The sequence below is a fragment of the Streptomyces sp. NPDC054847 genome (genome assembly GCF_053610925.1).
Genome location: NZ_JBSGZJ010000042.1, coordinates 1 through 20,819, shown reverse-complemented (window position 1 = coordinate 20,819; position 20,819 = coordinate 1). Strand labels below are relative to the sequence as shown.

At 71.1% G+C, this 20,819-nt stretch carries 20 protein-coding genes; 5 read left to right on the top strand and 15 right to left on the bottom strand.

Annotation, left to right across the window (positions count from 1 at the left end):
- From ACWGH4_RS07755 to ACWGH4_RS07745, 3 genes are all read right to left on the bottom strand, one after another.
- A partial coding sequence (locus ACWGH4_RS07755; protein WP_453457023.1) for a serine/threonine protein kinase occupies positions 1 to 1,374 on the bottom strand: 1,374 nt, incomplete at its 3' end.
- Positions 1,375 to 1,692: 318 nt separating this feature from the next.
- Positions 1,693 to 2,562 (bottom strand): GNAT family N-acetyltransferase, encoded by an 870-nt coding sequence (locus ACWGH4_RS07750; RefSeq protein ID WP_453457020.1) that lies wholly within the window; start codon positions 2,560 to 2,562, stop codon positions 1,693 to 1,695.
- 205 nt (positions 2,563 to 2,767) lie between these two features.
- Positions 2,768 to 4,672 carry a cellulase family glycosylhydrolase gene (locus tag ACWGH4_RS07745; protein WP_453457017.1) on the bottom strand — a complete coding sequence of 635 codons (1,905 nt, stop codon included), beginning with the start codon at positions 4,670 to 4,672 and terminating at the stop codon, positions 2,768 to 2,770.
- Between the two features lie 135 nt (positions 4,673 to 4,807).
- Here ACWGH4_RS07745 and ACWGH4_RS07740 point away from each other — a divergent pair, with 135 nt between their 5' ends.
- Both ACWGH4_RS07740 and ACWGH4_RS07735 read left to right on the top strand, forming a co-directional pair.
- Complete coding sequence (locus ACWGH4_RS07740) at positions 4,808 to 5,071, top strand: GlsB/YeaQ/YmgE family stress response membrane protein (RefSeq protein ID WP_441261788.1); 264 nt, start codon at positions 4,808 to 4,810, stop codon at positions 5,069 to 5,071.
- A gap of 426 nt (positions 5,072 to 5,497) precedes the next feature.
- Complete coding sequence (locus ACWGH4_RS07735; protein WP_453457013.1) at positions 5,498 to 6,289, top strand: MBL fold metallo-hydrolase; 792 nt, start codon at positions 5,498 to 5,500, stop codon at positions 6,287 to 6,289.
- Between the two features lie 153 nt (positions 6,290 to 6,442).
- On the opposite strand, the gene ACWGH4_RS07730 is transcribed toward ACWGH4_RS07735, so the two are convergent.
- Positions 6,443 to 8,521 (bottom strand): cellulase family glycosylhydrolase, encoded by a 2,079-nt coding sequence (locus ACWGH4_RS07730; protein WP_453457010.1) that lies wholly within the window; start codon positions 8,519 to 8,521, stop codon positions 6,443 to 6,445.
- Positions 8,522 to 8,728: 207 nt separating this feature from the next.
- Between ACWGH4_RS07730 and ACWGH4_RS07725 the strand changes: the two genes are divergently transcribed.
- Complete coding sequence (locus ACWGH4_RS07725; RefSeq protein WP_453457007.1) at positions 8,729 to 9,571, top strand: PP2C family protein-serine/threonine phosphatase; 843 nt, start codon at positions 8,729 to 8,731, stop codon at positions 9,569 to 9,571.
- A gap of 123 nt (positions 9,572 to 9,694) precedes the next feature.
- On the opposite strand, the gene ACWGH4_RS07720 is transcribed toward ACWGH4_RS07725, so the two are convergent.
- The 7 genes from ACWGH4_RS07720 to ACWGH4_RS07690 all read right to left on the bottom strand — a co-directional run bounded on the left by ACWGH4_RS07720 (position 9,695) and on the right by ACWGH4_RS07690 (position 15,731).
- Entirely contained in the window at positions 9,695 to 11,134 is a 1,440-nt protein-coding gene (locus tag ACWGH4_RS07720; RefSeq protein ID WP_453457005.1) for a DUF4145 domain-containing protein, read from the bottom strand.
- 10 nt (positions 11,135 to 11,144) lie between these two features.
- Positions 11,145 to 11,888, bottom strand: a complete 744-nt coding sequence (locus ACWGH4_RS07715) for a TSUP family transporter (RefSeq protein WP_453457003.1) — start codon at positions 11,886 to 11,888, stop codon at positions 11,145 to 11,147.
- Positions 11,889 to 12,262: 374 nt separating this feature from the next.
- Positions 12,263 to 12,718, bottom strand: coding sequence for a pyridoxamine 5'-phosphate oxidase family protein (locus ACWGH4_RS07710; protein WP_453457000.1), 456 nt, complete (start codon positions 12,716 to 12,718; stop codon positions 12,263 to 12,265).
- Positions 12,719 to 12,782: 64 nt separating this feature from the next.
- Complete coding sequence (locus ACWGH4_RS07705; RefSeq protein ID WP_453456997.1) at positions 12,783 to 13,409, bottom strand: glyoxalase; 627 nt, start codon at positions 13,407 to 13,409, stop codon at positions 12,783 to 12,785.
- A gap of 5 nt (positions 13,410 to 13,414) precedes the next feature.
- On the bottom strand, positions 13,415 to 13,879 hold the full coding sequence (locus ACWGH4_RS07700; protein ID WP_453456994.1) for a helix-turn-helix transcriptional regulator: 465 nt from the start codon (positions 13,877 to 13,879) through the stop codon (positions 13,415 to 13,417).
- Positions 13,880 to 13,994: 115 nt separating this feature from the next.
- Positions 13,995 to 14,405: a VOC family protein gene (locus ACWGH4_RS07695; protein WP_441261767.1), complete on the bottom strand. Its 411-nt coding sequence runs from the start codon at positions 14,403 to 14,405 to the stop codon at positions 13,995 to 13,997.
- Between the two features lie 192 nt (positions 14,406 to 14,597).
- Positions 14,598 to 15,731, bottom strand: a complete 1,134-nt coding sequence (locus ACWGH4_RS07690; protein ID WP_453456990.1) for a GlxA family transcriptional regulator — start codon at positions 15,729 to 15,731, stop codon at positions 14,598 to 14,600.
- Positions 15,732 to 15,827: 96 nt separating this feature from the next.
- On the opposite strand from ACWGH4_RS07690, the gene ACWGH4_RS07685 reads away from it, so the two are divergent.
- Positions 15,828 to 16,778 carry an NADP-dependent oxidoreductase gene (locus ACWGH4_RS07685; protein WP_453456987.1) on the top strand — a complete coding sequence of 317 codons (951 nt, stop codon included), beginning with the start codon at positions 15,828 to 15,830 and terminating at the stop codon, positions 16,776 to 16,778.
- Positions 16,779 to 17,122: 344 nt separating this feature from the next.
- Here ACWGH4_RS07685 and ACWGH4_RS07680 read toward each other — a convergent pair whose 3' ends face one another.
- Positions 17,123 to 17,302, bottom strand: a complete 180-nt coding sequence (locus ACWGH4_RS07680) for a hypothetical protein (protein WP_441261764.1) — start codon at positions 17,300 to 17,302, stop codon at positions 17,123 to 17,125.
- A 415-nt stretch (positions 17,303 to 17,717) separates the two neighbouring features.
- Here ACWGH4_RS07680 and ACWGH4_RS07675 point away from each other — a divergent pair, with 415 nt between their 5' ends.
- Positions 17,718 to 17,933: a hypothetical protein gene (locus ACWGH4_RS07675; RefSeq protein ID WP_441261763.1), complete on the top strand. Its 216-nt coding sequence runs from the start codon at positions 17,718 to 17,720 to the stop codon at positions 17,931 to 17,933.
- Between the two features lie 363 nt (positions 17,934 to 18,296).
- Here the strand turns inward: ACWGH4_RS07675 and rbsD are convergent, their stop codons facing one another.
- The 3 genes from rbsD to ACWGH4_RS07660 form a co-directional block, all read right to left on the bottom strand.
- Positions 18,297 to 18,689: a D-ribose pyranase gene (gene rbsD / locus ACWGH4_RS07670; RefSeq protein WP_453456983.1), complete on the bottom strand. Its 393-nt coding sequence runs from the start codon at positions 18,687 to 18,689 to the stop codon at positions 18,297 to 18,299.
- Positions 18,686 to 19,693: a ribokinase gene (locus tag ACWGH4_RS07665; protein ID WP_453456980.1), complete on the bottom strand. Its 1,008-nt coding sequence runs from the start codon at positions 19,691 to 19,693 to the stop codon at positions 18,686 to 18,688. The genes rbsD and ACWGH4_RS07665 overlap by 4 nt, the downstream gene beginning before the upstream one ends.
- Positions 19,694 to 19,805: 112 nt before the next feature.
- Positions 19,806 to 20,819, bottom strand: a 1,014-nt coding sequence (locus ACWGH4_RS07660) for a substrate-binding domain-containing protein (RefSeq protein WP_453456977.1), incomplete at its 5' end; no start/stop codon positions are given.

Below are 20,819 nucleotides of genomic sequence, written 5' to 3'. Positions count from 1 at the left end.
AGCCGTGTAGCGGGCGTGCTGGTGCCGCACATGGAAAGTGTCGGGGTGGTCCGGGCCAAGGACCCGCACACGGTCGGGAACCAGGTCGGCGTACAAATCCCGCGCGGCTGCCGCGTCACCCGCCTCGGCCGTGTAGCGGGCGTGCTGGTGCCGCACGTGGAGAGTGTCGGGGTGGTCCGGGCCGAGGACCCGCACACGGTCAGGAACCAGGTCGGCATACAGATCCCGCGCGGCAGCCGGATCACCCGCCTCAGCCGTACAGAAGGCATGCCAGTCCCGTGAGCGGAGGGTCTCGGGATCATCAGCACCCAGCACCCGGATGTGATCGCGCACCAGATCGGCATACAGATCCCGCGCGGCTGCCGCGTCACCCGCCCCAGCCAGCGCCTGTACCTCACGGGCACGTTCTTGCAGGTCCGCCGTGAGGGGACGTGTCGTCGCAGGTGGTCGGAGCGGTTCGGTCGGGGCCGCGGATGTCGGACTGCCGAAGCCCTCTATTACGGCAAGCGCCTTGGCGGGGAGCCAGCTTGTGGCGGCGTGGGGGGCGACGGTTCGGTCCCGGTGATGCCTGAACTCCTCCAAGATCCGGCTCAGGGTGGGCCGCGCCTGCGGCTCTTTGGACAGGCACCGCCCCACCACGTCAGCCAGCTCGCTGGGCAGGCCGTTCAGGTTCGGCGGCTGATACAGAGTCTGCGCCAGGACATCGCCCGCGCTCGGCCCCTGGAACGGTGCGTGCCCCGTTGCCGCGAACACCATCACCGCACCCAACGCAAACACATCACTGGCCGGTTCGGCGGCTCCCCGGATGTGCTCGGGGGCCATGAACCCCGAGGTGCCCATCACGTTCGTGGAAGCCGTACCAACTGCGTCCAGTGCCTTGGCGATCCCGAAATCGATCACTCGCGGTCCGTCAACGGTCACCAGCACGTTCGCCGGCTTCAGGTCCCGGTGCACCAACTCCGCCCCATGGACCGACAACAGGGCCTCCGCGATACCGGCCGCTACCCACCACACGCCTGCCGGTGGCAGTACTCCAGCCCGCTCAACGAGGATGTCGAGCGGCGGTGCGGCAACGAATGCGACGGCCATCCAGAGCAGTTCCGCGTTCGGCGGGGACACCTCGACCACAGGTGCGGTGAACGCTCCACTCACCGCCCGAGCCGCTGATGCCTCCCGCACAAAACGTGCCCGGAACCCTTCTTCGTCCGCAAGATGCGGCCGGATCACCTTGACCGCGTACAACCGCGTGCCGAGGCCACGAGCCAGGTACACGCGGCCCATTCCGCCCTGCCCCAATACCCGCAGCACCGTATACGGACCCACCATCGTCGGGTCCCGGCCGTCCAGCGGACTGCCCCACATCAGATCCGCCACAGAGCTCCTCACACGCGAACTGGTCCCCGCGGCCCATCATTGCCCAGTCGAGGAGATCACCGCCACCGCCGTGTACGACTTCGCGGCGCACTGCCGCCGCTGGACCGGGATCGGCTCAGATACAGACGCGGCTCAACACCGTGTCCAGCCCCGGCTCCAACGGATGCCCGCGGTGTGGCTGGTGTGATCACGGCGTCGGAGGCCTCCCTGCACATCCCCCTTACCGGGCGCCGGGCCCGCTCGCGCAGGAACTCGACGCTCCGCCGGTCCGCTACGTCGTCCGGCGTCTCCCAGTGGGCTGCGCACCGCATCGTCCCGTCAGAGGAAATGCCCGCTTGCGAGATAGGGGGCCGGCGGCTCCATGTCGCGGACCGCGATGTATCCCTCCTGGCCGATGTCGAGGCGGGCGGCCAGACCCACGTCGAGTGCCCACTCGTTGGCGGTGGTGATGCAGTTGACGAGCGTCCTGTCCTTCGCGGACGCCAGCGCCTCCCACAACAGGTGCTGTGCGGTCTCCGGGTGCGCGGCAGCCAGCAGGACCGCCCGGCCCGCGTCGTCGATGTAGACATAGCCCGGGCGGCCGCTCGCCCGGGAGACGACGAGCCGCAGGGTGTCGAGCAGCTGGATGTGGTCGGGGCCGTGACCGGCGCCGCGCAGGTCCTGGTCCAGCCGGTCCATCCACTCCAGGTCGCCGGCATGCCCCTCGGCGAGCCCGGCGACGGCCCCGGTGGCGGGGAGGGTGGCACGGTCGACCGTACCGACCATGCGCATCTGCGGGTGCAGCGAGAAGCCCGCCATCCGGTACCGGCGGGTGGCGGCGGGGTGCACGGTGGAGGAGAAGATGCCCTGCCGGCCGTCGGCGTGGGCAAGGACGGCGTCCATCAGCCGCCTGCCGATGCCGGAACCCTGACGCCCCGGCAGCACGCCGTACATGGCGAGGTACCAGAGCCGTTCGCGGTTCTGCGACATCGCGAAGCCGACGACCTCCTCGTCGTCGCCCTCGACCGCTGCCCAGCAGCCTGCCGGATCCACGTGCAGGAAGTGGCGCATGCGGTCGATCCACTGCGCGGACGCGGCTGCGGAACGCGGTTCCGGCTCCGGATCGCCGACCCTGCGGGTGCTTCTGTCGCCTTCGAGGAAGACGATCCCCGAGGCGCGCTCCGCCGAAGGGAGGTCGTCCTCCCTCATCAGCCTGACGCGTACCGCGTCTGCCCGCCCCGAGCCGGTCGGAACACCGTCCGCCGGTACCTCGCCCGTCCCTGCGGCGTCCGTCGGTTCCAAATCCGCCCGTTCTGCTTTCACCCGTGCCGAATCCATCGGCGCAGACTACCCACCGTCGCCGCTTGTACGCGCCGCGATTTTGGGCAGTCCGACGCCGTCCCGGCCGCCCGACTCAGCGCATGCCTCCCGCCCACTGCGTCAGTTCCGCGCGGGCCGCCCGCAGCAGGTCGGCGGAGGGCGCCGTCGCACCGTCGGTCACCAGGGCGACGTGGACGCCCGGGTCGCCGCCCTGTGACGTGAGCAGGAGGCGGCGGCTGCCCGTGCCGCCCGGTTCGGGGGCCGCCGCCACGGGCGTGCCGGGTTCGTACGAGGGCAGGCCGTGCAGCGCTCCGAGGTCGGAGACCACCGTCGTACGGGCAGGGTCGAACGACGCCGGGAGGTGCAGCTCCGTCGGGGCGGACGTGCCGTCCGGGCGCCAGAGGAGCACCCCGTACCGGCCGGTGCCGACCAGTTCGGCGAGGCGTGGCATCGAGGCCGGGACCGGGTTCCAGGTGAGCGTGGTGGAGCCGTCGCGGGAGCGGTCCTCGTAGGTGAATCCGACGACGCGGCCCGCCGTCGCGCTCGGATAGAGGCGGTCGAGGAGCCGTGCGTCCTGGCGGAGCACGGCGGTGCCCGAGTCGTCGAGGCGGACGGCGGACAGGTCCTCGTCGTTCCAGGCGTCGCCCTCGGTCAGGACCTTGTCGGGGTTGCCGTTCATGAGCTCGTGGTGGCGGCCGTTGTAGATGTCCCACTGCCACTGGGTACCGGAGAGGACCTGGCCGGAGTCCTGCGGCCGCGACCACCAAGTGCCGCCCGGCAGGCGGGAGTCGAGGGCCTGGTACATCGCCTTCAGCACGGTCGGCGCCTTGTCGGCGACCGCCCCCGCCAGGGGGTGGCCGAACTCGCTGACGATGCCGGCCGTGCCGGCCCCGGCCGCACGGTCGCGGACGGTGGCGAAGTCGCCCGCGTACTGGCCGTTCTTCGCCTTGCCCCACATGAAGACGCCGGAGATGGCCTTCTGGTCGTAGAAGTGTGTGTTGAAGACATAGCGGGGGCCGAGGGCGGAGCCGGCGTCGAGGAGGCCGCCTGCCTGTCGCTGGAAGTCGAGATTGGCGTTCCAGAAGAGGTTGGGTTCGACGAAGGCGGGTTTGTCGCGCCAGCCCGCCTCGTCCATCCGGGCGCGGAACTTCTCGTAGAACGGCCAGAGCACGTCCCGTTCCCAGGCGCGGCTGCTCTGGCCCGGTTCGTACGTCCCCGCGTGCGGTTCGTTGTACGGGTCGAATCCGGCGATGCCCGCGAACTCGCCGGGGGTGAGATGTTCGGCGAGGTACGCCATCACCGACCGGGCGGTGTCGAGGAAGGCGTCCTGGACGCCGCCCCTGTTGTGCCAGAAGTCGTACGTCGCCTGGGTGACGGCCTTGTTCTGCGTGATGTTCTGGCCCCAGAACAGGCAGACGCCGCAGGATTCGCGCGGGTAGTTCCCCTGAGCCACGGCCCAGGCGGGGGCTCCGTCGCCGGTGTACCAGCTGTCCTCGTGGAAGAGGTGGCGGGAGTAGAGGTCCTGGTGAAAGTCGGGGTAGACGCGGATACCGGCCCGGAGGAAGGCGCGCAGCTGTTCGGTGACGGCGGCCAGGTAACGCTCGTCGACGCGGCCGCGTACCGGTTCCGCGTATGCCCAGGAGAGCAGGAACCTCGCGGTGTTGGCGCCGCCGAGTCTGCGCATCGCGGCCGCGGACTTCTCGGCGTCGGCGACGGAGGCGAAGGGCAGGCCGCCGTTCTCGTGGAGCTTGGTCCCGCCCGAGACGTTGTAGCCGCGCAGCACGACCTCGCGGCCGAGCCCGTCGGTGAAGCGTCCGTCCTCGACGGTGAGGGTGGCGGCGGCCGGCTCGTCGAACCAGAGGGCACCGGGCGGCCCGTCCGGGGCGGAGGCCGTGGCAGTGGCCGCAGCCGTGGCCTGGGACGCTTCGGCGCTCGTCAGTGCGGCAGTCACAAGGACCGCGGCCAGGAGAACGAGCAGACTCGCACGCATCTTCGCCATGCCCCACAACGTGGCTGACGGATCGTCAGCTTGTCAACGCCCGGGCCATCAGTACGCCGCCAGGGGGAACAGGCGTGCACCGGACCAAGAGGGGCACCCGTATGCACGACACAGAACAACAGGAAGGGTACGGTCATGGAGATATCCGGCATCATCAGCGCGATCCTCATCGGCACCCTGATCGGCGTGCTCGGACGGCTGGTGGTACCCGGCCGGCAGCACATCGGCGTCCTGTGGACCATCGTCGTCGGCATCGCCGCCGCCTTCCTCGGCACCGCTCTCGCCGCAGCGTTCGGCGTGGCCGACACCGACGGCGTCGACTGGGTCGAGTGGCTGTTCCAGATCGCACTCGCCGCGGTGGGCGTGGCCGCGCTGAGCCGCGCGAAGGCGCTGCGCTGACCTGGAGCCCTGATGTCGCCCGTGTGAAGCCGACGGTCGGCGGAGGCGTCGCAGGCGACGTGGATCTTGCTGGTCGGGCCGCCTCGGGAGCGTCCGAGTGTGCACGCCGCCGGAGCCCCTCTTCGGGCTTCGGCGGCGTGTTGGTGCACACGGACGAGGGTGGAATCGACCGACACCTGCCCGTCGATGTCCCCCGGACCGCGTCCACCTGCGCCTGCGCGGCCCGGAGCTCCGCTCGAAAGTGCCGTCCCAGGCCGACCGGCGGAGGCGGGTGTGCAGCGTGGCCCCCAAGCCCGTACCGCTCGGGCACATTCCGCCAGGCCACCCCGGCACGGACCTACGTGGCACAGGCAGAGAGCTCCGCGGAGCAACTGGTGAGGAGAAACTGTCAATACGTGTGGATCAAGCGGTCTATAGACTCCCCCGATGACCAGCGATCTTCTCCGTCTCACCGTCCTGGGATCTGCGACGCCCTATGCGAGCGTGGACAACGCGTGCTCCGGCTACCTCGTGTCCGGCGGCGGCACCCACGTCTGGGTGGACGCGGGCAGCGGGACGCTGGCGCAGCTGCAGCGGCATGTCAGGCTCGATGAGGTGGACGCGATCTGGATCTCGCACCTGCATGCCGATCACAGCGCGGACCTGCTCACCGCCTACTACGCGGCGCTCTTCGCGGACATTCGGCTTGCCGCGCCCATCCCCCTGTACGGACCGCCCGGAATCGCTGACCGGTTGGCCCATTTCCTCACCAACAGCACGACGCGCAGCCCGGTCGAGCGCGCCTTCGCCGTCCATGAGCTGAATGACGGGCATCAGGCGCGCGTCGGCGCGCTCACCATGACCAGCCGGGCAGTGGCGCACGGCATACCGGCCTTCGCCGTGCGCATCGAGGCGGAGGGTCGATCGCTGGTCTACTCCGGCGACACAGCACCGTGCACGAGCCTCACGGAACTGGCCGAGGGATGCGACGTGCTGCTGTGCGAGGCCGAGAGCGCCCAGGCGCCGACCGAGGGGGAACGGGTGCACCACACGCCCGAAGACACCGGCGACACGGCCGGCGCGGCCCGAGCAGGCCGGTTGATCGTCACCCACGTCGGCCGATTCCTCACCCCGCAACAGGCGGTGGCACGCGCCTCGGCCCGGTTCGACGGGCCCGTCGACCATGCCGCACCCGGTACCACGTTCTCGGTCGGCCAGGCCGCAACTGCCGGTCGGTAGGCCCTCTTCGTGGTCCCGCTGCGCAATCGGTCCACTCGCGCCAGCCCCCTCATGCTCGATGTCTGACAAGGCTTCACCGACCGTGAGCCGGCGCATCCGCCGGGCCTGTGCTCGGCCTGGTGCGCCGTTGGGCCGAGTCCGCCTTCCAGCGAGTCAGCCGGCGTTCGCAGGATCCTCGGTTCGTGCTCCGGTGCCGGCGAGGCGACCCGCTCCGCCCAGCTTCCGGCACAGCAGCGCGTCCGGTGTACGGGACGAGCCCACGCGGCCGGTGTACGCGATACCGGCCGCATACTCGTCGTCCGCACACTGGCCCTTGAACCGGCCGTGGGCGAAGTCCCCACCGCGCGCCTCGGGCGGGCGGTTGTCGCCACGGTCGAACCAGACGGTCCGGCCGCCCGCGCCGAGCGGCGTCCGGGCCGCGACGCACAGGGCGGCCGAGACTGCTGCTCCGCGGACGCTGTAGCCGGTGAGGAAGTGGCCTGTGGGGCACTGGAGCTTGGTGTAGCCCGACGCCCAGTCGCCACCCGCCGCGACGTGGCGCTCGTCGCGCACCACTTCGTGCGGGCCGTCGGCCGCCCAGAGGTCTCGGGCTGTCGTGTCGGTGCACAGGCCACGCCCCCCGGTGTGGGCCAGGCCCGCCAGTCGCTGGCCGTCGGGGCAGGCCGCCTTGCGTGCGCCGACGTCCCAGTCGCCCGCGGCCCGCATCCGCAGCGACTGGACGAAGTCGCCGTGGTCCGGGCCGAGCATGGACCAGCGGTCCGTGGAGGGGACGGGACCGGTGCGCCCCTCGGCGGCGACGAGGCGGCTCCACGCGCCGGCGCGCCAGTCGTCACCGTCGAAGACGCCGATGCGCCGACCTGCGGAGTCCCAGTGGAGCAGGGCCCAGCCGTTGCCCTTGCGGTCCTCGTGCCAGCCGACCATCGGCCAGTACGCGAAGTCGGCGTCCCTGGCGATGAGATGGTCGACGAAGTTCTCGAACCAGGCGCGCGGCTTCTCGCCGTGCTCGTCACGGCCGCCGATGCCGAACTCGCTGATCCACACGGGCGCGGTGAAGTGCCGGCCGGCCAGGCCGGACACATAGAAGGCCTGCCGGTCGAGTACGTCGAACAGTTCCTCGCGGCCGAAGTCGCGGTAGCGGTTGTCGGAGGTCTCGCCCACACCGGTGGCGCCGGTGTGGTGGGGGCCGGTGTAGTCGTAGAAGTGGGCGGAGTAGACGAGCTTGCCGGACCGTACGAGGGTGTGGGACAGCCGCTGCACGGGCTCGAGCGTGGGGCGCCCGTGCGGAAGGCCGTCGACGGGGACGCCGGTCCAGTTGATGCCCTCGACGATGATCAGGAGCTCGGGGTCGGCCTCCTGGAGGATGCGGTCACCGACGCGCTGCGAGGCGGCGAACCAGTCATGGCGGTCACCGAGCCCCCAGTTGGGGTCGTCCCAGACCGAGCGGCGCACCTCGTTGTAGAGGTCGGCGCCGACGACGCGCGGCTCGTGACGGTAGCGGCGGGCCATGAAGAGCCAGTCGGCCTCCCACTCGGCGTCGGCGCGGCTCGCGTTCCAGCGTTCGTTTCCGTCGACCCCGCAGCACCAACGGGTGGTGTTGGTGTGGTTGTTGAGGACGACAGCGAGTCCCGCGCCGGTGAGGGCGGCGACGACGGCGTCGTAGACCTGGAGGGGTGTACGACCGCGCAGGGCCGGATTGGCGGCCACCGACGCGTCGGCGACGGGGCGCCGGTCGTGCACCATCTCGTTGGAGAAGGGCAGGCGGACGCTGTTGAGTCCCAGCTCACGGAAGCCGGCGACGATCTCGGACATGGGGGCGCGGTCGAGGCCGAGCGGAATACGGTCCGCCTTCTCGCCCGCGTGGTGGTTCGCGGGGTCCTCGCGGTCGCCGGTCCCGGTCCAGGTGCCGCTCGCGCCGTGCCAGTTGCCGGACTTGAGCTTGAAGCGGTTGCCGTCGGCGTCGACGATGTAGCGGCCGCGGGTACTCAGCGGCGGGGTCCAGTCGGGGGCGGCCGAAGGAACAGGGCCGGCCGCGGGCGAGGGGACGGGTGCCGAAAGGGGAGCGGCGCGAGACGGGACGGGGGCCGCCTCGTTCGGTAAGGCCACGGTCGACGCCGGCGGGAGCGGTGGCGCCGTAGCCGCCGCCTCTGCCGGGATCGTGGCCGCCGTGCTCGCCAGGAGCGCGGCCAGGGCGGTCACCACGACCACCTTCACCCTGCCGGGGGATCCGTACATGACCGACCGTCCGTTTCCGGCGCGCGCGTCCCGCGACCGGCCGGTCGATGTGCGCCGGAACCTGACACGGGCCATGGCCGAGGGGGGGGTGCGTGCGTTGACATGGCTCCGCCATAGTGGCGGGGCGCGGTCCCGGTGAACAGAGGGACGCCCGGCCATGTCCGCCGGCGCCAGGCCGTGGCAGGACCGTCTGTCAGGATCCTCCCGATGAGCGAGAACGAGATCTGTGTCCGGTGCGGCGGGATCGTCGCCCCGGACGGCCACTGCTGGGAATGCGGCCACGCGCAGCCGGCCTTCCGGTCGCACTTCGAGGTCACGGCCGCGGACGGCGCGGCGGGCGTCAGCGACCGCGGCAGGCGGCGCGGCGTCAACGCGGACGCCATGGCCCTGACCCGGTGCGGTGACTGGACGATCGGCGTCGTCTGCGACGGCGTCTCCATGTCGCCCCGTTCGGAGCGCGCCGCACAGGTCGCGGCCGAGGTGGGGGCGCGTGTGCTGGCGGCGCGACTGCCGGTGGGCGTGCTGCCGGAGACAGCGCTCCGCGAGGCCGTGGCCCGCGCGGCACAGGCGGTCGCCGCCCTGGCCGGCCCCGGCGACACGGACGTGGCACCGGCCTGCACGTTCGTCGCCGGCGTGGCCGGACCGGCGGGAATCTGGAGTGCGTCGGTCGGCGACAGCCGGGCCTACTGGCTGCCGGACGAGGGCACCGGCATGACGCTCACCGAGGACGACATCGGGGAACACGACGCCCTCGCCGCCTGGCTGGGCGCGGACGCGGACGATACGGAAGCACGCGTCCGGAGCTACCGGCCCTTGGTCCCCGGTCGCCTGCTGCTCTGCACGGACGGGTTGTGGCGCTACCTGCCCGACGCCGAGGGCCTGCGGGACGTGCTCACCCGCCTGCCCCGGGCTTCGACTGAGGGCATCGATCTACTGCCGTACGTACGGGAGTTGGTCCGCTACGCGCTGGACGCGGGCGGGCACGACAACATCACCGCCGTGCTCGTCCCCGTCGACGCGACCGCTCGCCCGGCCCGCTCCGCACCGTGAACGCCGACGCCGGGCGGCCAGAACCGCGCACGGCGGCCGGCCACGACCGCGGCAGAACGGCGGCAAGGGACCGGGCGCACCGGGCTCGGGGCGCCGGATCGGCAGGACGCACCCGCCCGGCGCCTACACCGCGCAACCGCAGTGCGGACAGGCCTTCCATGAGGCCTGTATCGGTTCCCTGCACGATCCGCAGCTCCGCCGGCGCAGCTGGCCGCAGTGCGGGCAGGCCACCCAACTGCTGTCCTCGATCGTTCTGCCGCACCGCGTACAGCGGAGCAGGAGCCGGGGGAGCTCCTGGTGCAGCCACTCGAGGATCTCCACCGTCAGGCCGTACGCGGTCTCGGCGTACTGGACGGCTTCACGTCCGCGATGTGCGGAGTCGTTGCGCAGGTTCCGCAGCCAGTGGGCGGCGGCGGCCACCCTGGTCGGCATGACTCCGAACTTGCTCAGCTCTTCGATGACGCTGCTGATGGCCTTGGGCGGAAGCCGGTCGAAACACCTCTCGTAGAAGTCGGCCAGCTCCTGCTCGATGACCTTCCCGGCCTTCACCACGGCCAGCTCCGGCTCGACGGCCAGGAGGGAGCGGATGCTCCGCAGAGCCTGCCGGTATTCGTCCCCGAGGGCCGCGACCCGTTCGATGATGCGGCTGTCGCTGTCCGTGTCGTCCAGGCCGTTCGCCATGAACAGCCGTGCATGCCTGCCGAGAAGAATGGGCGCGCACATGATCGAATCGGAGTAGCCGAGGCGGAGTGTGGATCTCTCCTCGGCCGAGGCGTCGTCGACCGTCTCGTCGAGGGGTTCGAGAGCTGCCGAGAGGTCGGGCATGTTGCCGGAATACAGTCCGGTGGACACGAGGAAGTCCCATGAGCCGCGCAGCGACTCGGTGATCTCGTCCCGTGTCTCCGCCGTGGAGGCACCGGTGGATTCGACCCACTCGATACCGCTCCGGAATATCCTGTCGCAGTCGGCGACGGACAGCCCGTCGGCGAACACTCCCTGCAGGAAGTGGAGTTCACGGGAGGATACGCCGAGACGCAGCTTCCGTGAGACGTCGTCGTGCGTCTTCACGAGAGCCCGCACAGCGGCAGGCTTCTCCCGAGCCGTGTCGCTGCTCACGCACAGCAGATTCAGCTGGCTCCCGGAGTCCTCGCCCGTGAAAACACGCCGGCCACCGAGGCGGACCGCCATGGTCGTGAAGGGTTCCCAGCAGGAGATGGCGTCGATGAATCCCGCTTCGAACGCCATGACCTGGTCGTTCGGGGGGAGGTCGACGTAGACCGGGTTACGGTCGGTGGCCTTCGCCCAGGCGTAGGCGATCTCGTGGCCCGTACTGCCGGAGACCGTTCCGATGCGGGGGCGGGAGGACACCGTGCCCCTGGTGACCACCGCGTGCCCGCTGCCCAGTCGCTGCGCTATCCCGATGGCCCGGACCGGGAGCCCGTAGGAGTAGCCCAGAAGGAAGGGCGTGGAGCCGAAGTACGCCGCATCCAGCGTGCCCGTGAAGAATTTGAGCATCGACTGCAGACCCGAGGTGGCGAATATGAAGTTGACCGACGTCGGCACGGTTGTACTCCTAGGATCCCCAGAGGGTGTTGTAGGCAGCAAGCAAGACAGAGAAGGCGACAATCGTGCTGTTGATCGTGGTCAGCATTCCGGGCGACGTGACGCGGGAAAGCTTGGTGCCGATGAGGAGCGCCACCAGTTGCATCGGCAGGCAGACCAGCGCCAGAAGCATGGCGTTCGCGATCTGATCACCGACCACCAGGAACGTGAGCACCCGCACCACGGCCGACACGAGCAGGACCCGCGTCACGACGATTCTGAGGTCATGGGGCGTCAGGATGCGCTGCAGGTAGATGACGAGGGGTGGTCCGTTGATCCCGGTGATGCCGCCGATGAATCCCGCCAGCAGGCCGACGACCGCTCCCCCTCGGGAACTGATTTTCTGTGACTGTTCGACCGGTCCCCTGCGTTGGGCGACGACCACTGACGCCAGGCCGATGACGACCGCGAACATGAGGAGCCCGGCAGCGACGGTGCTCGGGATGTGGCTGAGGGCCACGACTCCGGCCGAAGTACCGATGGCCATGGTGGCGCCGACGAGGAAGCCTTCACGGCCCCGGCGGATCTGACGGTCGCTGACCGTCATGGCGGCCCCGGAGGTCGCGTCCAGAACTCCTGACGCGGCTACGGCGAGGGGCTGGTTGAACAGGACGGAAGCCACCGGCACGAACAACAGCGCGGGGCCGAACCCGGTGAGCCCTTTGAGGCCGTAGGCGAGGAGGGAAAGGACGGAAATGATCGCCAGGAGCTCCACACTGAGGGTCATTGGGTCCTTTCAGATCCGGCAGGGGGCGTACGACCGTGGGGATCAGCGTCCTGGGATCAGGGAGCGGCAGGCAGAGCCGGCCTGTGACCGTCCGGACGGACCACAGCACATACCGATCGAGACACCCGGCAACCCCCGTTCGTAAGCCTCCCGCGCTCCAAGCCCAGCAGCGCGTGCGACGACTGGTCAAGGCCTTTTCACGGCGAACCGTCCTGCGCGAGCGGGCGGTTGCGTGATCACGATAAGCCATCGCCCAGCCGCGTCGGAGGCGTTCGGCTCTTGCCGGATCAGCGGTCCCGCGACGACAGGAGACGCGGGTCGCACCGCTCGCGGACCGGAGGGGGTGGGTCGCCGCGCGGCGGTCAGCCGAGCCAGCAGCCGTCGCGCATCAGCGTGCGGCCCCGCAGCTCGTTCGCCTCACGCCAGGCCTGTATGCGCCGCGGCCGGATCAGGAAGTACTGGTACGGCTCGTCGAGCTCGCGCGGATCGAAACCGGTCTTCTTCGCGAACGCGTCCCCCGTACCCGGTGCGAGGCCGGCGACGTCCACCGGCTCGGCGGCGCCGTCGACGAGGACGACATCGCGGGTCGGCCCGAAGCTGAGCCGCACCCGCCCGTCCGCCAGCAGGTTGCGGCTCGTGACCGAGGAGCGCGGCGTCGAGATGAGGAACGCGGTCCCGTCCCAGAGGTACGAGAGCGGGATGAGGTGGACGCCGCCCGGGGCGCCCGATGTCGCGACCCAGAGATCGACGTCGCTCTCCAGTCTCGCGCGGGTGTCCCGCAGTCTTTCCTCAAGTCCACGCGGCGGCGCGCCCGTCATGCTTCCTCCGGTCGGTTCGTGGAGAGCCCGCCCGTCAGGGTCGGACTCCGTCGGTCATCACATATCAGGCGGTGGGTGCCGGCGCCGCGGCTTCCCACTCGAATCCGTCGGGGTCGGTGAAGGATCCGCCGTCGCCGCCGATCGCGAGCCGGTGCGATCCCGTGCCGTCGGGCGAGACGCCGGCCACCTTGGCCAGGCCACGGCGCTTGTACAGCGCGAGCTTGACGGGACCGGAACCGGTGGCGAACTCGACGTACTTGCTGCCGAAGCTCTTCGCCACGGCGAGGCCGCGGTCGACGTAGAACTGCTTGGTGGCCTTCACGTCCTCGACGCCCAGCAGCAGCACGACCTCGTCGATCTGCCGGGTGGCCGGGCCGGTGTCCTTCTTCGACGACGACGCGATCTGCCAGATCGTCCCGTCCGGGGCCTGTACGACGCCTCCGTAGCCCCAGAGCGACTTGGTGGCGGGCTTCAGCGTCGTGGCGCCGGCCTCCACGGCGGCGTCGACGAGTGTGTTGACGTCGGCCGGCTGGGACACGACGAGCGACAGCGTGAATCCGCGGAAGCCGGTCGTCGGTGCCTCCGAGGCCCGCAGGCGCAGCTGCCTGCCCAGGCCGAAGGCGGTCGTGTAGAACTTCTCGGCGGACGTGGGGTCGGCCACCTCGAGGGTGACGCATTCGATGTTTTCCATGGTCCTCACGCTAGTTCCGGCTGTGCGACCGGTGCTTCTTCATTCCTGACCGTTCCTGTCGCCTGCTTCGCCACGCGCGGCGGCACGCCCTCGGCGGCGCCCGTCACGCGGCGCCGGTAGGCGCTGGGCGGCATGCCGACGAGCTCGGTGAAGCGGGTGCTGAAGGTCCCCGGCGACGAGCAGCCGACCGCCAGGCAGACCTCGGTGACGCCGAGGTCGCCACGGCACAGCAGCACCGTGGCGCGCTCGATGCGGCGTGTCATCAGGTAGGCGTACGGCGACTCGCCGTACGCGATCCGGAACCGGCGGCTGAGGTGGCCGGGGGACATGTCCGCGCCGCGGGCCAGTGCCTCGACGTTCAGCGGCTGCGCGTACTCCCGGTCGATCCGGTCACGGACGCGACGCAGTCGCGCGAACTCGCTCAGGCGGTGCGCCACGGTGAGTGCGCGCGCCCATGCGGGACGACACATGAGACAACCCCTTTGCTTGGAGGAGGGGACGGCGAGGAGCGGACCGCGACGGACGGACCGCGCCGAGCGACCGCGACGGACGGACCGCACGGGGTCACCGCCACGGACGGACCGGTCAGCGGAGCTCCTGGATGCGGATCAGGTTGCCCGCGGGGTCACGGAAGGCACAGTCGCGGATGCCGTACGGCTGCTCGGTCGGCTCCTGGACGACCTCGACGTCGCGTGCCTGCACCTTCTCGAACGTGTCGTCAAGGTCCGGGGTGGCCAGCAGGATCCAGCCGTAGGTGCCCTTGGCCATCATCTCGGTGATGGTGCGGCGCTCGTCCTCGGTGACGCCGGGGTCGGCCGCCGGCGGCGCCAGGAGGATGGACGTGCCGGGCTGACCGACGGGGCCGACGGTGATCCAGCGCATCTTGCCCTGTCCGACGTCGCTGCGGACCTCGAAGCCCAGGGCGTCGCGGTAGAAGGCCAGCGACGCGTCCGGGTCGTTGTGCGGGAGGAAGCTCGTGTGAATGGTGATGTCCATGACGATCATGGTAGGGACGGCTCGGTGACCGTGCTTCTCGATTCCTGACCGATCTGCGACGTGTCCGATCCCGCGCCCGTCTCGCATCCCACCACCTCCACCCCGGCCCTCAGCCGGGGCGCGGTGCGCACCGGGCGCGCCGACCGCGAAGGCGACACTGCGCAGGGGCGGACGACGTCCGGGGCGTACTGGTCATGCTGTGGCGCGTCGTGCCTCGGGGCCGGGTCGGCCACGGGTACCCCCGGACGCTCCCGGCCCGAGGACCCCGCGCCGGGCTGTCCGGACGCCGGCCGAGGCGTGGAAGGTGCGGCGGTACGCGGCGGGCGGGACGCCGACGAGTTCTCGCATGTGCTGGCGCAGGGAGTTGGCACTCCCGAATCCGGCCCGGTCCGCCACCAGGTCGATGGACAGGTCGCTGGTTTCCAGCAACTGCTTCGCGAGCTCGACCCGTTGGGCCGTGAGCCACTGGCCGGGAGTGAGGCCGGCCTCGTCACGGAACCGCCGGGTGAAGGTCCGCACGCTCATCCCGGCGTGTCCCGCCAGCTCCCCCAGGGTCAGCGGGCGGTGCAGCCGTTCGAGCGCCCAGGCGCGGGTGGGCGCGGTCGTGGCGGCCGTGGGGGCCGGCACCGGACGCTCGATGTACTGGGCCTGGCCGCCGTCCCGCCACGGTGGGACGATGCAGCGCCGGGCCACCTGATTGGCGAGCGCGCTGCCGTGGTCACGGCGTACCAGGTGCAGACAGACGTCGACGCCGGCCGCCGCGCCGGCCGAGGTCAGCAGATCGCCGTCGTCGACGAAGAGCACGTCCTCGTCGAACCGGACGCGGGGGAACAGCCGCCGGAAGTGCTCCGCCTCCGCCCAGTGGGTGGTGGCCGGGCGGCCGTCGAGGAGCCCTGCCGCGGCGAGCACGAAGGCGCCGGTGCAGATCGAAACGATCCGGGTACCGGGCCGCATCCTGGCCAGGGCTGCCGACACCGGCTCGGGCAGCACGCCCTGCTCTCCGATGACGCCGAGGCGGTGCGTGGCGGCGACGACCACGGTGTCCGCGCGTTCCAGTGCCTCGGCACCGTGCCGTACGTCGATGGAGAAGCCGGCCTCCGTGCGCACGGAACGGCCGTCGGGAGTGCAGACGTCCACCGCGTACAGCGCCGTGCCGTCCGTACCGCGGGCGGTGCCGAAGATACGGGCGGGAATCCCGAGTTCGAAGGTCATCACGCCGTCGAGGGCGAGCACGGCGACCCGGTGCGGGTCGGATCCGGGCGGCACGACGCAGCCCTCCTCGGGCGTCCATTCCGTGATCCGGGCGCGCTGCCTTTCGAGGGTCATGGCCAGATTCTGTCACATCATGGCCATCAGGCCAGTTCTGCGGGACTGGCTGAGCGCGGAAGGTGGTCGGGTACATCGGACACGGAAGGACATTGCATGAACGGCACCACGATGCGCGCGATCACCGTCCCCTCCTGGGGAGGCCCCGAGATCCTGACCCCCGCCGACCTTCCCCGGCCCGTGCCGGGCCCGACCGAGATCCTCGTCAGGGTGCACGCCGCCGGGGTGAATCCGGTCGACTGGAAGACCCGGGCCACGGGCGGCTTCGGGATGCACGGCGAGCCGCCGGTGCTGGGGTACGACGTGTCGGGTGTCGTCGAACAGGTGGGGCCCGGCGTCACGCTGTACCGGCCGGGCGACGAGGTCTTCGGCATGCCGGAGTTTCCGCGGCAGGCCGGCGGCTACGCCGAGTACGTCACGGGTCCGGCGCGGCACTTCGCCCCGAAGCCCGCGGAGCTCACCCACATCGAGGCGGCCGCCCTGCCGCTGGCGGGGCTGACCGCATGGCAGGCACTGGTGGAGACGGCGGGCCTGACCGGCGGGCAGCGGGTCCTGATCCACGCGGCGGCGGGCGGCGTGGGCCACCTCGCCGTGCAGATCGCCTCGGCACGCGGCGCGTACGTCGTCGGCACCGCCCGTGAGGACAAGCACGCGCTGCTCAAGGAACTCGGCGCGGACGAGGTCATCGACTACACCCGCCAGGATTTCGTGACGGTGCTGGGCAGGACCGTGGACGTGGTGCTGGACTCGGTCGGAGGCGACTACGGGCCGCGGTCGCTCACGGTGCTGCGGGACGGCGGCACGCTCGTCACTCTGCCGTCGCCCGACGAGGTGCCCGCCGGCGGGGACCGGGGTGTGCGCACCGGCTTCACGCTGGTGGAACCCGACTCCACGGGCATGCGGGCACTGGCCGGACTGGTCGCTGCGGGGCGGCTGCGTCCCGTGGTGGAGACGGTGCTGCCGCTGGAGCGGGCCGCGGACGCCCACCGGCTCGGCGAGGCCGGCCGCACCCGGGGCAAGATCGTCCTCTCGGTCCGCGAGGGCTGACGTTTCCGGCGGTCCGGGGCCTGCCCGGCCTCTCGGGGGTCGGGCGCACCGGGCGTCCGGACCGCCGGGGTCCGGTCACCCGGAACGGTTCGTGTCGGGCGGTCGGCACCACCAGGGTCGCGACTCGGCCCGAGGCGGGCGTCAGCGGTCGTGCCGGACCAGGCTGTGCACGAGGACGGAGAGCGCCACCACGATCACCGTCACGTGCAGCCATCCGGAAGCAGCCGCGGCATCCACGGCCGCCGTTGTCATCAGGGCCATCATGTCCTCCGGTTCGATTCACCGAGCGAGCCGAACGGGCCGTGTGCGAGGAACGGCACGGGGCATCGGTACGGGTCTGGCTCTCAGCGCCGACGGGTCCGGCCGGACCTCCAGGACGTGCCGACGCCTGCGACATGGAGCGCGAGCAGCATCAGGCCCAGGAGCATCACGTTCGTCGACGCGAAGACTTCGTTCGTATCGATCTCGGCGGCGTTGATGAGGAACGCGATGAAGAACATCACCGCGGCGGCAAGACCCAGCATCGGACAACTCCCTCACATCGTGTTCGCTTACGGCTCGTCTGCCCCCGCAGCCCGCGGTCAGACCCTCCCGCCGCCACAACCCGGAGCTGCGGCCGCCGATGCCGCATCCGCGGAAGCCCGGGGGTCGGCCGGAGACCCCGAGTGCCCGGGCCGACGGAGGCGCTATTCGCCGCCCGCTGCCCCGTGGAAAAAGTGCACGCTATTTGGTGTTGTCGTGAAGAAGTATTCACCCGTCAGAAACGGAACCTCAGTTGCCGGTTGACCCGTTGGCGTGATCTCATCCTCGGGAACGGGAGTCCTGATCGTGGATGCCCATTCCGGGCGCAAGGCGACGGTTCACGTCGGCCCGTTCCCCTTTGACGCGCGTACGGTCGGCGTCAGTTCAGGAATCCCCCCGTATGGAAAGGGAGAGACAGTGCGTAACGGCTTCACCCCGGTTGAGACCGCCGAAATTTCCGAGAGCGAGCTGGACGGCATTGCCGGCGGTATCGCGAGCGCCCACGTCGGTGTCAACGGCTACGGCGCCGCCGCGAACGTCGGTGACGTCGTCGGCACCGTCCAGTCCGTCGCGGCCGTCGTGCCGGTCGCCGCGGCCACCGGTCTCGTCTCGGTGCAGACCACCGGCATCTGATACCACCGCAGACCGAGAAGGACCGCTTTCGGTCCCTGTCGGTCGTGCGTTGCTCGAGCGGGCCCCGGAACGCTTCCAGTTCCGGGGCCCATTCGCATGCCTTTCGCGCTCCGCACGTTTTCGCATTCTCTCGCGAATCACCGCGCAGCGGGAATTCCGGTACGGGCGGCGGGCCGTTGAAGCGGGACGATCCTCTCTGCGGGCAGGGCGCCCGAATACGCCGAAGGCGGCGGCCCGGGCAGAGCCCCGGCCACCGCACGGCATTCATCACGGTCCGGCTTTTGGAACGCACGGTGAAGAAACGACCACCGTTCCCTCACAGAAGGCCGGACCCGGACACTGTCCGCACCGGCCCGTTCCGCTTCAGAAGAAGACGCCGCAGCGCAGCAGTACGTTCGCGTAGGGCCGCGCCTCCCCCGTCCGCACCACCAGGCCGGCGTCCCGGCTGAGGGCCTTGAGCTCGTCGTGCGTGACGAAGTCCAGCGCCGGGAGCCGTTCCGCCAGCAGGCGGGCCGCGGGCGAATTGGCGTCGTGGACCTCGTGGGCGGCGGTCGCGGACTCGATCACCAGCTCGTCGAGCAGGCCGTCGAGCACGTCGGCGAAGGACGGGATGCCGGCCCGGAAGGCAAGGTCGACCACGCGCGGGCACGACGACGGGACCGGCATGCCGACGTCGCAGACCAGGACGGTGTCGCCGTGGCCCAACTCGGCCAGGGCTCCCGCCAGATGGCGGTTGAGGATGCCGTACTTCTTCACCGGGCCCCGGCCTCCTCCACGGACTGCACGGACCCCTCGACCGACGGCACCGACTCCCCCACGGCCGGCAAGGAGTCACCCGCGCTCGGGAACGACTCCTGCGCGCCCCTGCCGGTGACGGCCGTGGCGCCGACCCGGACCGCGAAACCGGCCGCCTCCGCCAGGGTCTCGCCGAGTCCGAGCCGCCAGGCGAGGGCTGCCGTGAACGCGTCGCCCGCGCCCGTCGTGTCGACCGCGTCGACCTTCGGGCTCGGTACGCGCACGCAGCCGCCCGCCTCCGCGACGAGCGCCCCCTCCGCGCCCAGCGTCACGACGACCGAGCGGGGGCCGAGGGCCAGCAGGTCGCGGGCCCAGTCCTCCGGGCGGTCACCAGTCTCGCCCAGCATGTATCGCGCCTCGTGCTCGTTGACGACCAGCGGGTCGCAGGCGGCGAGCACGTCCGCGGGCAGCGGCGCCGGCGGGGACGGGTTGAGTACGAGCCGGGTCCCCGAGGGCAGCGTGCGGGCCACCTCGGCGACCGTGTCGAGGGGGATCTCCAACTGGAGGGAGACCACCCCGGCGCGGGCGATCAGTTGGCCCGCGGCCCGGATGTCACCGGGGGTGAGCCGGCCGTTGGCGCCCGGTGAGACGACGATGCTGTTGTCGCCCGACGGGTCGACGGTGATCAGCGCGACGCCGGTGGGCGCCCCGCCGACCAGGACTCCGCCGGTGTCGACGCCGGCCGCCCGCTGCGAGTCGAGCAGCAGCCGCCCGTGGGCGTCGTCGCCGACCCGGGCCAGCAGGGCGGTCCGGGCGCCGAGGCGGGCGGCGGCGACGGCCTGGTTGGCGCCCTTGCCGCCGGGGTGGACGGCCAGGTCGGAGCCGAGGACCGTCTCGCCCGCGGCGGGCCGGCGTTCGACACCGATGACCAGGTCGGCGTTGGCCGACCCCACGACCAGCAGGTCGTAGTCGTCCCTTCCCTGCCGGACACTTCCCTGCGGGCGCCTCTCCACGCGCTCGTCCATGCGGGGACCCTCTTCCTGCGGCGTCATGAGAGGCCGCCCTCTTCCTGTGCGGTCGTGCGAGCCCGGCCGCTTTCCTGCACGGTCACAACGGGCCGGCCACCCTCCTGCGGCGTCATGAGAAGTCGGCGACGTTCTCGCGGGTGACGACCTTGACCGGGACCTTCACCATGCTCTCCACGCTCTTGCCCTGCGCCGCCAGGACCGCGTTCCGGACGGCGATCTTCCCCAGTTCCGCGGGCTGCTGGGCGATCGACGCGTACAGCGTGCCCGCCTCGACCGCCTTCAGGCCGTCGGGGGTGCCGTCGAAGCCGACGACGGAGACCGAGCTGCCGGCCTTGCCGCCCAGCGCCTTGACGGCGCCCAGCGCCATCTCGTCGTTCTCGGCGAAGACGCCGTTGATGCCGGAGTTGGCCTGGAGCAGGTTGGTCATGACGTCGAGGCCCTTCGTGCGGTCGAAGTCCGCGGGCTGCTTGGCAAGCACCTTGATGCCCGGGTAGTCCTTGAGGCCCTCCGCGAAGCCCGCGCCGCGCTCGCGGCTGGCGGAGGTGCCGGCCGTGCCCTGAAGGATCACGATGCTGCCCTTGCCGCCGAGTTTCTCGGCCAGTGTCTTCGCGGCGAGCTTGCCGCCGGCGACGTTGTCCGAGGCCACGAGGGCGGCGGTCTCGGCCTTGTTCACGCCGCGGTCGGCGGCGATGACCGGGATGTCGGCCTTGTTGGCGCCGCGCACGGCCGGGCCGACGGCGTCGGAGTCCACCGGGTTGACGATGACCGACTTCACTCCGGAGCTGGTGAAGTTCTGCAGCTGGTTGGCCTGCTGGGAGGCGTCGTTCTGGGCGTCGGTGACGGTGAGGTCGATGCCCGCGGCCTCGGCCTCCGCCTGCGCGCCCTCCTTCATCTGCACGAAGAAGGGGTTGTTGAGCGTGGACAGCGACATGCCGATCTTCGTGTTCGTCGACGACGGTCCGGGGTTGAGGAGCGAGACGGCGCCGACGACGGCGGCGACGATCGCCGCGGCGACGGCGAACTTCGCCGCGCCCTTCTTCTTCCCGCCGGAGCTCCCGGTCCCGGCGGCGGCCGCGCCGCCTCCCGTGGCGCCGGCGCGGCGGCGGAGCGTGTCCAGCAGCAC

What these genes read in the sequence shown, in the direction of transcription:
- ACWGH4_RS07750 (WP_453457020.1), bottom strand. Translation starts at nt 2,562, where the DNA reads ATGAGGGAGGACGACCTCCCTTCGGCGGAGCGCGCCTCGGGGATCGTC.
- ACWGH4_RS07745 (WP_453457017.1), bottom strand. Translation starts at nt 4,672, where the DNA reads ATGGCGAAGATGCGTGCGAGTCTGCTCGTTCTCCTGGCCGCGGTCCTT.
- ACWGH4_RS07740 (WP_441261788.1), top strand. Translation starts at nt 4,808, where the DNA reads ATGGAGATATCCGGCATCATCAGCGCGATCCTCATCGGCACCCTGATC.
- ACWGH4_RS07735 (WP_453457013.1), top strand. Translation starts at nt 5,498, where the DNA reads ATGACCAGCGATCTTCTCCGTCTCACCGTCCTGGGATCTGCGACGCCC.
- ACWGH4_RS07730 (WP_453457010.1), bottom strand. Translation starts at nt 8,521, where the DNA reads ATGTACGGATCCCCCGGCAGGGTGAAGGTGGTCGTGGTGACCGCCCTG.
- ACWGH4_RS07725 (WP_453457007.1), top strand. Translation starts at nt 8,729, where the DNA reads ATGAGCGAGAACGAGATCTGTGTCCGGTGCGGCGGGATCGTCGCCCCG.
- ACWGH4_RS07710 (WP_453457000.1), bottom strand. Translation starts at nt 12,718, where the DNA reads ATGACGGGCGCGCCGCCGCGTGGACTTGAGGAAAGACTGCGGGACACC.
- ACWGH4_RS07705 (WP_453456997.1), bottom strand. Translation starts at nt 13,409, where the DNA reads ATGGAAAACATCGAATGCGTCACCCTCGAGGTGGCCGACCCCACGTCC.
- ACWGH4_RS07700 (WP_453456994.1), bottom strand. Translation starts at nt 13,879, where the DNA reads ATGTGTCGTCCCGCATGGGCGCGCGCACTCACCGTGGCGCACCGCCTG.
- ACWGH4_RS07695 (WP_441261767.1), bottom strand. Translation starts at nt 14,405, where the DNA reads ATGGACATCACCATTCACACGAGCTTCCTCCCGCACAACGACCCGGAC.
- ACWGH4_RS07690 (WP_453456990.1), bottom strand. Translation starts at nt 15,731, where the DNA reads ATGACCCTCGAAAGGCAGCGCGCCCGGATCACGGAATGGACGCCCGAG.
- ACWGH4_RS07685 (WP_453456987.1), top strand. Translation starts at nt 15,828, where the DNA reads ATGAACGGCACCACGATGCGCGCGATCACCGTCCCCTCCTGGGGAGGC.
- ACWGH4_RS07680 (WP_441261764.1), bottom strand. Translation starts at nt 17,302, where the DNA reads ATGCTGGGTCTTGCCGCCGCGGTGATGTTCTTCATCGCGTTCCTCATC.
- ACWGH4_RS07665 (WP_453456980.1), bottom strand. Translation starts at nt 19,693, where the DNA reads ATGGACGAGCGCGTGGAGAGGCGCCCGCAGGGAAGTGTCCGGCAGGGA.